This is a genomic window from Clostridium ljungdahlii, from assembly GCF_001636845.1.
GTDB classification, from domain to species: Bacteria; Bacillota; Clostridia; order Clostridiales; family Clostridiaceae; genus Clostridium_B; species Clostridium_B ljungdahlii_A.
Genome location: NZ_LITT01000015.1, coordinates 16,590 through 31,687 on the forward strand (window position 1 = coordinate 16,590; position 15,098 = coordinate 31,687).

5 protein-coding genes and 1 riboswitch are annotated in these 15,098 nt (G+C 32.2%); all 5 genes read right to left on the minus strand.

Annotated features, from left to right (window positions below):
* Positions 1–152: 152 nt before the first annotated feature.
* Positions 153–8,789 (minus strand): GH36-type glycosyl hydrolase domain-containing protein, encoded by an 8,637-nt coding sequence (locus tag WY13_RS08400; protein ID WP_063555250.1) that lies wholly within the window; start codon positions 8,787–8,789, stop codon positions 153–155.
* 96 nt (positions 8,790–8,885) lie between these two features.
* Complete coding sequence (gene lysA / locus WY13_RS08405) at positions 8,886–10,172, minus strand: diaminopimelate decarboxylase (protein WP_431602449.1); 1,287 nt, start codon at positions 10,170–10,172, stop codon at positions 8,886–8,888.
* A 116-nt stretch (positions 10,173–10,288) separates the two neighbouring features.
* Positions 10,289–11,491 (minus strand): aspartate kinase, encoded by a 1,203-nt coding sequence (locus tag WY13_RS08410; protein WP_063555252.1) that lies wholly within the window; start codon positions 11,489–11,491, stop codon positions 10,289–10,291.
* Positions 11,492–11,577: 86 nt separating this feature from the next.
* Positions 11,578–11,782: riboswitch (Lysine riboswitch) on the minus strand.
* 49 nt (positions 11,783–11,831) lie between these two features.
* Entirely contained in the window at positions 11,832–12,872 is a 1,041-nt protein-coding gene (gene hydE, locus WY13_RS08415; RefSeq protein WP_063555253.1) for a [FeFe] hydrogenase H-cluster radical SAM maturase HydE, read from the minus strand.
* A 69-nt stretch (positions 12,873–12,941) separates the two neighbouring features.
* Positions 12,942–15,071, minus strand: coding sequence for a HelD family protein (locus WY13_RS08420; protein ID WP_063555254.1), 2,130 nt, complete (start codon positions 15,069–15,071; stop codon positions 12,942–12,944).
* Positions 15,072–15,098 lie beyond the last annotated feature (27 nt).

Sequence of the window (15,098 nt, forward strand, 5' to 3'; positions counted from 1 at the left end):
AAGCATAATTACTGTAATTTCACCTCATACAGCTCTCTAAAAATCTGTTTTTAAATTTACTTGCTTTCTTTCAAAGGATTTAAACTATATCGAATATTATCATATATTCTACTATAAACCTGTAAAAAATGCTATGGAAATTTTTACCTAGATTACATATATACTTTTACTTCATGCTCGCCCTCTCTTAAAAAAGGTATTATATCTTGTGAAACCTTGTTTCCATCTAACCATATTCCCTTTTCATTGTCTTTTGAAACCTGTATGTTATAAATACACTTTCCTCTCGTGTATTTCATACTAAAACCATTCCAACTGTCTGGTATACAAGGAGAAACTGTAAATCCTAATTTTTCTTTGAATTTCATTCCAAGTATTGACTCTATTCCAGTTCTATACATCCATCCTGCCGCACCTGTATACCAGCTCCATCCTCCTCTTCCTGTATGAGGCTCAACTGCATATACATCTGCTGCCATAACATAAGGTTCCACTTTATAAACCTGGCAATTTAAATATGTGTTACTATGGTTTATAGGATTTATCATAGAAAATGCACTGTATGCCTTATTATTATATCCCATTTTAGCTAGTGCTAAAATTGACCATATAGCAGCGTGGGTATACTGGCCTCCATTTTCCCTGACGCCAGGCACATATCCTTTAATATAACCTGGTTCTAAATTGGATTTATCAAAAGCCGGACTTAAAAGCAATATAATTCCCTTATCTCTTCTTATGAGATTTCTTTCCAGGGCTTCCATAGCTTCTTTTGCTCTAGACTCTTTTGCAGCACCTGATATAACAGCCCAAGATTGAGAAATTGAATCAATTTGACACTCTTCATTCATTGCAGAACCAAGTGGAGTTCCATCATCAAAATAGGCTCTTCTATACCAGCCGTCATCCCATGCATTTTCCTCTATGTTTTCCCTTATAAATTCTTTTAGCTCTGAGTATTTATTTGAACTTTTCACATCTCCTTCAAATGTACATATAGGTATGAATTTATCCAGTATATTATATAAAAACCATCCAAGCCATACACTTTCACCCTGTCCTTTATTTCCTACAGTGCTCATACCATCATTCCAATCTCCGGAACCAATAAGTGGTATATTATGACTTCCAAATTTAAGGGATTTTTCAATTGCTCTTATACAGTGTTCATATACGGTTCCGCTCTTTTCTGACACATTTGATATATTATATCTTTCATCTTCTCCATCTTGAAGGGTAGCATCTTCCAAATACAAAGCTTTTTCAGACAATATGCTGTAATCGCCTGTATTTTGTATATAGTCTTCTACTACATAAGGAAGCCAAAGCAAATCGTCGGAAAATCTAGTTCTAATTCCACTTTCAACAAATGGATGCCACCAATGCTGTACATCTCCCTCAAGATACTGTCTTGAAGCGCTGTATATTATATGTTTTCTAGTTTCAGATGGATCTATATAGCAAATAGCCATTACATCTTGAAGCTGGTCTCTAAATCCATAGGCACCTCCGGATTGGTAAAAAGCTGTTCTCGCCCAGTATCTGCAAGATATAACCTGATACATAAGCCAGCCATTCAACATTATATTCATAGATTCATCTGGAGTATCCACTTGTATAGTTCCAAACAATTTTGACCAATACTCCTGAACCTTTTCTAATTCCATATATGCATTTTTTATACTACTATATTTTTCAACTACCCTTCTTACTTCTTCAGAGCTATCTTCTTCTCCAAATAGAATTAGTACTTCTTCTTCTGAATTTGTATCCAGTTCTATTTTTACATTCTCAGCTAAACAAGGATCAAATCCTGCCCCTACTTTGTTGGAAAATTGATCACATTCCAGTGCTTTAGGTTTAGATATATCTCCTCCCCTACCTATGAATTCTTTTCTACTAGCAGTATAAGAAAGTTCTTCTCCTCCTAAAATTTTCATGTAACATATTCCTTGATTAAAGTGCTCACTATATGGATTTTTAGCATATATATATTCCGATTCCTTATTAAATCCTGTACATATATACTGTGCTGTCTGCTCATGGCAAACTCCCAATACTAATTTCGCATAATAAGTTACTGAAATCTTTCTTCTCTTTCCACTTATATTCTTTAACTTTATTTTGAACACTTTTACGCTTTCATTCATATCAGCAAAAACATCCATTTCGCCTACTATTCCATTAGCCTCATGTTTAAAATTAGAATGCCCAAACCCGTGTTCTATTACATATTGTCCTGAATCTCTTATAGGTTCGGGAGATATACTCCATATCTGTCCTGTAATCTCGTCTCTTAGATAAATACTTTCAGACTCCCCATCCATAACTGGGTCATTTGACCAGGTTGTAAGTTTATTTTCCCTACTATTTTTATTCCATGTATAAGAAGCACCGCTTTCAGAAATATGGAATCCAAACTTTTTGTTTGAAATTACATTTATCCAGGGAACTGGAGTATGATTATTATCTTTTAGCACTATAATATACGATTTTCCTTCTGAAGAAAATCCACCTATCTCATTAAAATACTGAAGCTCTGGGAGCTCAAAATGATAAGAAGATTTGTTTTCAAAGGCTAAACTTGTATTTTCACCAATCTTCTCCGTACTACTATCTGGTAAATATATACTATCTTCAATCTGCTCAAACAGTTCTCCCTTATCTCCATCTATTACAAATCTAGATATGCCTATAAGGAGTTCTATATCTTCTTTCTTCATGGTATCTTTATTATATAAAAATATTCCCCCATCTATATTTTTCTTATATCTTGAAGCTTTAGAATTAACAGCATCCCCTAACTTATTTTGAAGAGACTGCATATATGAACTATCTTGTAAATTTATAAAAACTAAATCTACCGACAACCCTTTCCACATCCAATATTCATGTGCACTTAAAAGCTGTCTTACAAGTGACATGTGATTTTCATTCCTTATAATTGCAATTACTATAGGTAAATCACCTGAAATTCCATAAGCCCATAAAGCAGACTGTCCTTTTCTTATATCCATAATATATTCTTTTCTTTGCTCAAGGGAGCTATTTAAGAATAAAATCCTTGAGGCCATTTTTTGATACATATTTATTTGATTGGATTTTATACCCAAATACTTCATTTCCATCTGAGATTCTGTCCATGACAACTTAAATACTCTATTTACATTAAACATATCCCTATACTTATTTCCAATTTCGATTGCCTTTTCTCTGGAGCTTGTAATTGCTGTAGTATAAGCTACCTTACAGGTCTTTCCTGGGTCTACAGCTATTCTTACTCTAATGCTTATTATAGGATCAATTACAGCTCCTACGGACTTAGTAAGCTGCACATCATTATCCATTGCCCTTGGGTTTCTTAGATTTCTATTTCTTCCTATAAACTTCATCCTACTGGTCTCATACTGGATTGAGCCCAATTGTTCTCCTTCCACTGCTATAGTCTGAACTAGCCATGGCCTTTTTTCATCCTTTTTTCTAGGTCTCCTACTTGCAAGCAAACATACAGGATTGTGTATAAATTCAGTCTCTATAAATAATTTTTGGAATGCAGGGTGAACTAAGTCTGCATTATAAGGTGACAAGGTTACTTCCATATAACTGGTTATTTCAACTTCTCTCCTCTTTTCACCTGTATTTGTAATAGAAATTCTTCTCACTTCACCTTCTTCTTCTTGGCATACAGTAACTTCTGTATAAGTTCTTAAGTTTCCATCTTTTCTTCTAAATTCTGACTTATCAGGCGAAAATACTACTTCATAGTTCTCTCCTTCACATTCACAAGGTTCATAAGCAGCACTCCAATATTCATTTGAATTTATATTCTTTATATAAAAAAACATTCCCGTATCATCTTTTGTGACATCCTCACGCCATCTATAAATTGTCATGTTCCCTTTTTTACTATATCCACTACCACTATTGGTTACCATCATAGAATAACTGTTGCTAGAAATTATATTAACTACTGGTATTTCTGTACATGCTCCCGTAAACTTTCTAGCAATTACATTTTCATTCTTTACTATAGGTTTTTCATTTGTACTATGTTCTTCATGATTGTAGATTATATTCTTAGGAATCTTCTCTTGGAGTAAAAGTTCTGCAGATTTTACCTTAGGGATCTTATGAAATCTTTCCTGAAGTACATTTTTCATAAGCACATTATCCAGTGACATAAAACTCATTCCCTGATGATGTATCATAAAACACTTTACCAAGGCACACTTTTGCTTTCTTACAAGTCTTTCCTTGGTATAATCTATAGCTTCATAAAATCCATATCTGCCCTCAGCCTTAGATTTTATAAGATTTTTTATGTTACAAAATGCACTTTTAAAATCAACCTGAAGAGCCATTAAGGATGCATAAGGTGCAATTACCAATTCATTAATAAGACCCCTTTTTAATCCAGCTGCCGGTATTCCAAAAGCCTTATACTGATATATAGAATTTATATCAAAGTCATAGTAGGCAGATTCTGAAATTCCCCAGGGAATTCTTCTTTTTTCACCATATTTTTTTTGGGCTTTAACTACATATTCATAGGTTTCACTTAACAAGGTATTAGGAAAGTTTTTCATAATTATAAGGGGCATTAAATATTCAAACATAGTTCCAGACCAAGAAACTAATGCCTTTCCTCCTCCCATAGAAGCCATGGATCTACCAAGATTAAACCAATGATTTTGTTTAATCTCACCTTTAGCTATGGATACAAAGCTAGCCTGCCTTGCCTCAGATGCTAGAAGGTCATAATAATTTTTGCCAATAGTATCTTTTTCAACATCATATCCTATAGAAAAAAGCTGTCTTTTTTTACTATAAAGCATACTAAAGTTATGATCTTCATCAATAGCCTTCAATTTTTCTATTACATTTTTTACATTAGATATGAATTTACATAAATTTAATTTGCTGTCCAATAATAATTTTTTCAAGTCACTTCTACGTCTATTTTCTTCCTCTGAAAAATCTTTTTTATTATCTTTATCTATACGATCAATTAATTTGTCAAAAGCTTGTGGAACCTCTTTTAAAGGAATCTTAGTTGCCAATTCGTTCAATTCAGACCTAAAATCATGAAATTTGTCATTTCCATTTATTAAATAAATCCATGGGAAAAATCCATTTAATTCATCCATAAATTTACAGATCATATTTTTAACTTTCTCATTCCAATATAAGTTCTTACCAGTCCCTATAAACTTCACACATTCTGTATTTAAATCCTGCAATAAACTTTCTAGGGAAAATACGGTTAAATTGTCCTTAGAAAGTTTATCTATAAAATTACCATAAGCATATTCAATTTTAAGTTTACTATATAATTCATTTTGGGCTAGCTTCAAAGTATCCTTAAATCCATCTGGCAAATTTTTATTTATTATAGGATAGCTCAGATATTCTTCCAGTGATTCTTCTGTAAGCCACATATATGCCACTAAATTCCCGCTATCAACTGTAGATATAAATCTAGGTCTTAGAGGAACTTTATTTTTTATGTCATACCAATTATAAAAATGTCCTCTATACCTTTCTAAGGACTCCATATTGGATATTATATGTTGGAGTCTATATATGAGCTCTTTTATGCCTATATATCCTAAGTCGTAAGCAACTATATTAGAGGAAATTCCCATAGCCATATTAGTAGGAGAAGTTCTGTAGGCCACTCCCTTATAAGGTTCTTCCTGATAATTGTCCGGAGAAAGCCAATTACTTTCAGGTGATATAAAATCTTCAAAATAAGCCCAAGTTTCTCTTCCCAATCTTCTCAATATATCCTTTTCTTCCTTATTAATTTCTTCCTCAGTATTTTTTCTCTCATTGCTTATGTTAAATGCAATCCACGGTGAAAAAATCCAGATTATGCAGGAAGGTATTACCAAAACAGCATCTTCTACAGAGCTTCTAAATCCCAAAAAAGCTATAATAATACCCAGTGCACTGCCTATCCACATAGATCTTAAATAACTTTCCAGTCCCTTTTTACAGGTGGCCTCTGCATCTGCTGCAGTCTGCCATTGTAGCAAATTTTTTTTACTTATAAAAAGCCTGTAAAGAGTCCTAATTATAGCATCCAGCATTAAATATGCCTGATAAGGTAGAAAACTTAGTATTAGAAAAAATTGTTCTACTACAGTTTTAAAATTACTTATTTTACCTGAAAGTCCATTTCCCTTTATAGGAGAAACTACTGTTTCAGATACATCAAAAAGTATAGGTGAAAGTATTGAAACAAAAGCTACTACCAAAAAATCATTTAAATTTTTAAATAATATCATAGACACTATAATTAACACCATTATGGAGGGTGCTATAATGCTTCTTCTTAAATTATCTATTATCTTCCACTTTGATAATCTATTTAAAGAACTTTTTTTAAATAGCCAGGGAAGCAGCTGCCAATCTCCTCTTACCCACCTATGAAGTCTTTTACAACTGGTATTATAGTAAGCAGGATATCCATCTACAAGTTCTATATCAGTCACAAGAGCAGCTCTTGCATAAGATCCTTCTAAAAGATCATGGCTTAATACAGAATTTTCGGGTATTTCACCTTTTAAAACACTGTTAAATACATCTACATCATAAATGCCTTTACCCGTAAATATACCTTCGTCAAATAAATCTTCATACACATCAGAAATTGCATTTGTATATACGTCTATTCCTGTTTCGCCTGAAAATATACTGGAATGAAGCGTTTTATTTGCACTTAATACACTAACGCTTACTCTAGGCTGCATAATGCCGTGTCCCCTTGTTACTTTTTTACCGTCACGATTCAAATAAGGTATGTTTAGGGGATGAACCATAGCTCCTATGAGGAATCTAGCTGTATCTTTAGGCAATTTAGTATCTGCATCCAGAGTTATAACATACTTTACATCATACAAATTTTTTATGTCTCCACTTATAACGTCATAACTTGTATTATCATCTCCCCTTATAAGAGAGTTGAACTCCATTAACTTGCCACGTTTTCTTTCCCATCCGATCCACTTTCCCTCTTTCTCATTATATTTTCTAAATCTGCTCAAAAAATAGAATTTATCTTTTCCCTCTACAGAATATTTCTTATTTAATTTCTCTATTTCACTTAAAGCTGTATCTACTATTAATTTATCATCTTTCTTTTCTCTTTCAAGACTATCCTTAAAATCCCCCAATAGTGCGAAATACAAATTTTTTTCTTCATTTGCTAGGTAATAGACCTCCATATCACCTACAAGTTTTTTAACCTGCTCACTGTCGTTTATAATAGCAGGTATTACTATTGCCGTACTGAACCTTTCAGGCACACCATCTCTAAATTCAATTTTAGGTATAAACCTTGGCTTTACAAGTTTATTTACACTCCAGTTGAATATAGATATAAATATATCACTTAAAGGTATAAAGAGTACAATTGCCCCTAGTATATATTCCCACAAAGGTAAATTGTCTACATAAAAATTTATACCACTTATGAGCGCATCTAGAAAAATAGTTCCAAACACAATACTACCTATATAGAAGTTAACTGTTATTTTATTTTGAGCTTTGTAATGCAAATTTTTATATTCTCTTGTACTGCTTTTTATTTTTTTCTCAAGACAGCTTATACCCTTATCGATTAAATAATACCCTACATGTTTTTCGTATTCTTCTCCACAAGCTTCTTTTGCACATTCTATAGCTTTCTTGGCTATGAAAGATTCAGGTATGTTTATATTTTTAGACATTTTCTCTATTCTATGTCTGTAATAATCCTTAGACTTAAAATCCATTTCACTGTAAATTCCTGCAGGATCCATTTTCAATATTTCTTCTACATAGGACAATCTTTCAAAATTCTCTTTCCAGTTCAATGAAGATATTTCTACCATTCCACTTATGGAATTTTCCATAGAAATCTGGCATATACCCTGCTTTTGATGATTTATATTTACCATCCTTTTAACGCTGCTATCTTCTTTATCTAACTCTTCATCTATCCATTTGTATATTTCAGCATTTCCTATAAAATTATCCCTTAATGTTTTAATGAATCCTTCTGTAAAATGGGGTGTAAATTTAATATTTTTATCCCTTAACTTATGAATTATTTCATTTTCATTCTCTTTAGAATTTATAATATCCTCTGCTTCACTTTTTGCCCTCTTTCTTTCTTTTTGCATAAATACCATACGATCAGTTATACTACTTATATTTTGAATCAAAGCTATCCTTATCATTATAGGTATTGCCCAGAGTTCTCCACTTCTTAATATTGTGTTTTCCTGATATGCATTTATGAATGTCTCTATGGTATCTTCTTTTACAGTTCCTTGAGTTTTTGATAGCATTTCCCTCGCAATGTAATATATTCTAGGGAAACCCTTCATAGTACCTTCAGTCATTACAGGGAGATTTTTATAATATTTTTCAGACATATTATTTTTTATATCTTTGTATTCCTTTTTTACCAAATACAAATTATCTAAAAGCCATTCGGCACAGGATACTATTTCCTCTCTATTTTTAATTTCCTCATCAAAAAAATTGTATCCAGCTAAAATTCTTCCGTAACTTTTATCCAAACTCTTTATTAATTGCTTCTTGCAGCTTTTTCTTTGAACTGCAGATGGAACAGTTGATATTTCTCTAGCATATTTCTTTAATTCTTCTCTATCAACAATTAGTGTAGAAATATCCTCTCCTACATTTTCATTTCTACAATCAACCCTATTGAGTTTGCTATAAGTCATCATGAGCAATAAAATTATCCCTATACCTATAATGAATACAATGTAAAGCATAAAAAATCCATCCTTTCCTGTGAAAAAGAATTTCGCTTTGATTATTGTTCCCAATAAAATCACAAAATATTAATTCACACTCAGGATGGATTTAAATTATAACATTATTTCATTTTCTATTAGATCATCAAAGGTTTGTCTTTTAGCAATTAGCCTTGCCTTTCCTTCCTTTACCAAAGCTACTGCAGGTTTTGGAATCTTATTATAATTACTAGACATAGAATATCCATAAGCTCCTGTGGTAAACACAGCTAATATGTCACTGCTTTTGCTTTCCGGGAGCTCCACATCTTTTATCAATATGTCTCCCGATTCGCAGGATTTTCCCGCTATGGTAACTATCTCTGTCAAACTATCATTTACTCTATTTGCTAAAACACATTCGTACTTTGCACCATACAAAGCCGGCCTTATATTGTCCGCCATGCCTCCATCTACAGATACATATTTTCTTACACCTGGAATATTCTTTATAGATCCTACGGTATAAAGCGTTGTTCCCGCATTGCCAACTATAGACCTGCCAGGTTCTATCACAAGAGTAGGAAGTTTTAAATCAAGATCTTTAGCCTTTTCCTTTGCCTTTTGAAGTATAATACTACAAAAATCTTCTACAGATTTAGGTTTATCCCCTTCAGTATAGTATATTCCAAATCCTCCACCAAGGTCTAATTCTTCTACTTCACAGCCCAATTTATCTTTTATTTTTTTAACTAGATTTAACATAATTTCAACTTCATCTTCATAAGGTTTGGTTTCAAATATTTGAGAGCCTATATGACAGTGGATTCCCGCGAATTTTAAATTAGGAAAATCAACTGCACTTTTTATTATATTCATAACTTCATCATTTAACATTGTAAATCCAAATTTAGAATCTATTTGACCAGTTTTTATATAGTCATGGGTATGAGCCTCTATTCCTGGTGTCACTCTAAGGAGTATTTCTTGTATTTTACCATATTTCTTTGCTGTAGAATTTATCTTTTCCATCTCATACAAATTATCTACTACAAACTTACCTACTCCCAGTTTTACTCCCATATCTATTTCATCTAAGGTTTTATTATTTCCATGAAAATAGACCTTTTCCATAGGGAATCCGCTTTTTAGTGCAGTATACAATTCTCCATCTGATACTACATCCAAATACAATCCCTCACTGTTTATTATCTGACACATAGCCAAAGTCAAAAAGGCTTTACCTGCATAAGTGACCTTATTAGCTTTATCTGCCTCAAAAGATTTGTAATATCTTCTGCACCTATCCCTTACTAATTCTTCATCCATTACATAGAGAGGAGTCTTAAATTCTTTCACTAATTCCCCCGTACTCATCCCACCAATGTATAAAACATTGTTTCTTATTTCCATACTACCCATCATTTTCACACTGGTTTCCTCCTAAAAGCTTTTAAATATGCTTCTAATTTCATAAGCATACTCCGAATATACGTCAAGATTTATAATAACTATCAATAAATTTTACCCGAATAAAACTATAAATTAAATTCTTTTGCTACTACGTTTATAGTTTTCATTTTATCTTCTTGTTTTATAGCACAAGTAATTCTTATCTCAGATGTAGTTATCATCTTTACACCTATATTGTTTTCTTTAAATAATTTAAGCATCTTTGCAACTACTCCAGAAGTAGTTTTCATTCCTATACCAACTATTGAAAATTTAGTAATGTTTTCATCTATATCAACCTTAGTTTCTTCATTGAAATAGCTTTTTAAAATAGTAAGACAATCTTTTAAATCAACTTTTGGTACAGTAAATGATATATTCACCTTTCCACTTACAGGTGCAGTTTGGCTTATCATATCTACATTTACTCTCTTTTCTGCTATCTTCTCAAATAAATTGGAAATAATGTTTATGTCGTTATCAATATTTGTTAGCGTTATTGCTGCATCTTCATCACTTGTTGCAAGTCCTGTTACTGGTTTACTCTCTAAATTCATACTATCTACCCCCTTAATAACTGTTCCTCTTATATCACTATTGCTTAATCCCACATATACAGGTATATTATACTTTTGAGCTAATTCTATGGATCTAGAATGCATAACTTGAGCACCTAAACTTGAAAGTTCAAGCATTTCCTCATAATCTATTTCATCTAGCTTTTTAGCATCTTTATATTTTCTAGGATCTACACTGTATATGCCATCTACATCTGTATATATTTCACAACTTCCTTTTAGTTTTACAGCTATTGCAACAGCTGAGGTATCTGATCCTCCCCTTCCCAGAGTAGTTATATCTCCTCTATCATTTATACCCTGGAAACCTGCTGCAATTACAACTTTTCCTTCATCCAAACTTTTCTTTATTTTTTCTCCATTTATATCACATATAAGAGATTTGCCGTATTGACCACTAGTTTTTATACCAATTTGATAAGCTGTATAACTCACAGCATCACATCCTAAATCTTTGATAGCCATAGCAAGCAGTGCACAGGACATCATTTCACCAGTAGACAAAAGTGCATCTAATTCTCTCTTATCTGGGGTATCTGTAATTTTTTTGGAAAGGGCTATTAAGTCATCTGTAGTATCTCCCATAGCTGATACTACAACTACTAGACTGTCTCCATTTTCAACCCTACTAACTACCGTCTTTGCTACATTTTTTATCTTCTCTGGAGTTCCTACTGAACTCCCTCCATATTTCTGAACAATAATCGCCATAATACTCCTCCCTAAATTGTTGATTGTAAAAAAATAGTGCAGTAAAGGGACACAACACCTATACTGCACAAATATGCATGGTCGTGTACCTTTGTAGCTCTCCACTAAAAGTATATCCATTAAGTTATATAAAATGAATATGCCTTTTCAATGACAACTTTGAACATATTATGTACAAAGCCAAAAACAGTTTCGCCAAACTAGTTTTTTCGGCTGCAGCTCCTTTCTTTATTTTTCAACGTCCGCCGACTAAAAATAAATACTGATAGTTACAGCACCTCTACCCTAAGGTAACTAATTTATTAAATTGTTCTAAGTTTATCACAAATATTTAATGATTTCAACTATTTTTTACTCTAAATCCTTTAGAACCAGATATGACCCTTCCTATGGTAATTATTTTACCAGTTATACAATCTCTGCAGTGGGCAGGAGTATCACCTGTGCAAATTTTGCCTGGATAGAGTGCATAAAGTTTTCTATACACACCTTCCGTTACATTTGGCATAACTACATTAGCTCCACTCTGAAGCGCTATAGTCCTTCCTCTTGGATTTAAAGTTTCCATAGCTGTTGTACCAGGAAGATTAATATCTGGCATAATCAGTCTGCTTATAGCCATAACTTTAAGAGCATTTATAAACGTTCCACCTTTTTCATCTCTTAAAGGTGTATCTGCATTTGGAATAAAAGGTCCTACTCCTACCATATCTGCATCTATTTCTTTAAAAAATAATATATCCTCTGCAAGCGACTCAAAAGTTTGGCCAGGAAGACCTATAAGACATCCTGTACCAACTTCATACCCTAACTTTCCAAGATCTTTCAAGCATCGCTTTCTATTTTCATAGCTCATGCCAGGGTCCATTTTTGCATACAATTCCGGGTCCGTAGTTTCTATTCTTATTAAATATCTATCTGCTCCAGCTTCTTTAAAAGCTCTATACTCTTCAAAAGTTTTTTCACCTATGCTGAGAGTTACAGCTATGTCAATTTTTTTTATATTTGATATTATGTATTTAAGCTTATCTACAGTATAGTAATCGTCTTCTCCAGACTGCAAAACAACTGTTTTGTAGCCGTATCCTACTGCTTTTTTTGCTAATTCAATTATTTTATCCGGCTCTATTCTATACCTTTTAATATTTTTATTATCACGTCTAAGTCCACAGTACATGCAATTCCTTTTGCATATATTAGAAAATTCTATAAGTCCTCTTAAATGTACTTCATCCCCTACATATTTTTTTCTTACCCTGTCTGCCGCTTTAAAAAGTTCTTCATTATGCTCGTTACTGTTAAATAATTCAACTATTTCACTTTTATCAAGTGTATGATTCAATTCAGCTTTTTCAATTGATTCTAATAATTTATCCCCCACAGCTCATATCTCCTTTACAAAACATTGAGCTTCAGGATAATTGATTTAAACCTGAAGCTCAGTAAACTTTTAATTAATCGAGGAAGTCTTATACACATATAATTCATGCAGCGCCCTTGTAGCCATTATATATTTTAATTTATTTTCATTTTTTTCACAGGTATCTATCATTATAACCGCGTCAAATTCTAAACCTTTGGCAAAATAACTTGGAAGTATAACTTCGCCGCTGGAATAAATCATATCTTCTCTATCAAGCACATTTATATGAATTCTTGATTTTATTAAATTACCTATAGCTTCCGTGTCTTTTAAATCCCTGCAAATTATGGCTATACTTTCATAACCTCTTTCTTTTAATTTTACAACATTATCGAGTATTTTGTCCACAAGTTCTTTGGAATTATCTACCCTTTTTTCCACAACTTTTTTTCCACTTCTAACTAGGGGTACGGTTTTATCCCCCTCTAGATATTTATTGGCATAATCAATTATTTCATTTGTAGATCTATAGCTTTTATTTAATGAAAAACGCTTTATCTCTAAATCTGGGAGTATGTTTTCCAGTTTCTCCACAGCAGGTGTCTCTTTTGAAAATATAATTTTCTGATTGATATCTCCTACTATAGTAAAAGATTTACACTTTGTAAGTTCATAAATAACCCGAAACTGTAGTGGGGAATAATCTTGTGCTTCATCTATCACTATATGTCTTACTTCATCTCTATATCTTAACCCTTCCAACTTTATTTTTAAATATAAAATAGGAGCTAAGTCATCATAAATCAACAGTTTATTTCCATTAAAATCATTGTATAATGTAATTACATCAGGATTTTTAAGCCAGATTAACTTATTTTTTTTGATATTAATTACTTCTTTTATTACATCTCTTATATCATTTCGTCTTTTGTACTCCAGCTCATTTCCACAATCATTTAGTTCACTTTCCGTTAGACTCTTCACCTTATTTTCATATTCGTTTTGTATAGATATTATTAGCCTGTTTCTTTCATCCCTTACTTTTGAGTATATGACTCTTTTTATCCTGGCACTTCTCTTAAACAGAGGCATATCTTTAAAATAATAATTAAGCATCTTATCTATGTCTTCTCCAGATATTATAAGTTTATCGTAAAAAAACACATCCTCTATTGTAAAACAATCTTTTTCCAAACTGCCAATAAAATTATCTATATCCTGCACATATTGTAAAGAACCCTTATACCTAATTTCTTCAGAAAAATCTTTTTGGTGACTTAATACTTTTTCCATATAATCCTTAAAATCCATTATATAAGGTACATTTAGCATATCCTCTGCAAATTCTCTGAAAGTAGTTTGAGTAACCTTTTCCTCTCCTAAACTTGGAAGTACAAGTGAAATATAATCTATAAATATGCTATTAGGACCTAATATCAGTACCTTTCCTTGAAGAACCTTTCTATAATTGTATAATAAGTAAGCTACTCGATGCAGTGCTATAGTAGTTTTTCCACTTCCTGCTACTCCATTTACCACAATAGCTCCTGTTCTAGGCTGTCTTATTAAATTGTCCTGTTCTTTTTGTATAGTCATTACAATATCTTTTAACTTTTCACCAGCATTTTTGCTAAGTACCATTTGTAGGATTTCATCTTTTACATCTATGCTTGAATCAAACATACCTACTAGATTAGATTTTTTTATAATAAATTGTCTCTTAGAAAGCACTTCTGTTTCTACCTCTCCCATAGGAGATGTATATTTTACGGTTCCGAGTTTACCTGCATAAAACAAAGCAGATACAGGTGATCTCCAGTCAATTACAATAGGTTCGTAACTTTTCCTCCCTGTCACACCAAACCTACCTATGTATATTTCTTCCTCTCCATAATTATCCTGAAACCTTACCTTTCCAAAATAAGGTGAATTGCTCAATATAGTAAGTTCTTTTATACTTTTATTTACTAACCTATACTGTTCTTCCTTTTCGTACATTTCATGGTTAAAATATTCTATAACTTTGTCTTCATCATCTTCGTACTGTTCCAAATCTTTTTCTCTTAGTTTTAAAATATAATCTATTACTTTTTTTCTAATCTCAATATATTCTAAAATTTGTGTCTCAATTTCCTTTAAGACTTCTTTTAATTTTTCCCTTTCAAGATTCAGCTCGACTTCTTTCTCCAATTCCTTTTTTAAATCGTCTCTATACATATTACTATCTCCATTTCATAAGTTAAC

Coding starts and splice junctions, on each gene's coding strand:
- WY13_RS08400 (WP_063555250.1), bottom strand. CDS start 8,789: ATGCTTTACATTGTATTCATTATAGGTATAGGGATAATTTTATTGCTC.
- lysA (WP_431602449.1), bottom strand. CDS start 10,172: ATGGGTAGTATGGAAATAAGAAACAATGTTTTATACATTGGTGGGATG.
- WY13_RS08410 (WP_063555252.1), bottom strand. CDS start 11,491: ATGGCGATTATTGTTCAGAAATATGGAGGGAGTTCAGTAGGAACTCCA.
- WY13_RS08420 (WP_063555254.1), bottom strand. CDS start 15,071: ATGTATAGAGACGATTTAAAAAAGGAATTGGAGAAAGAAGTCGAGCTG.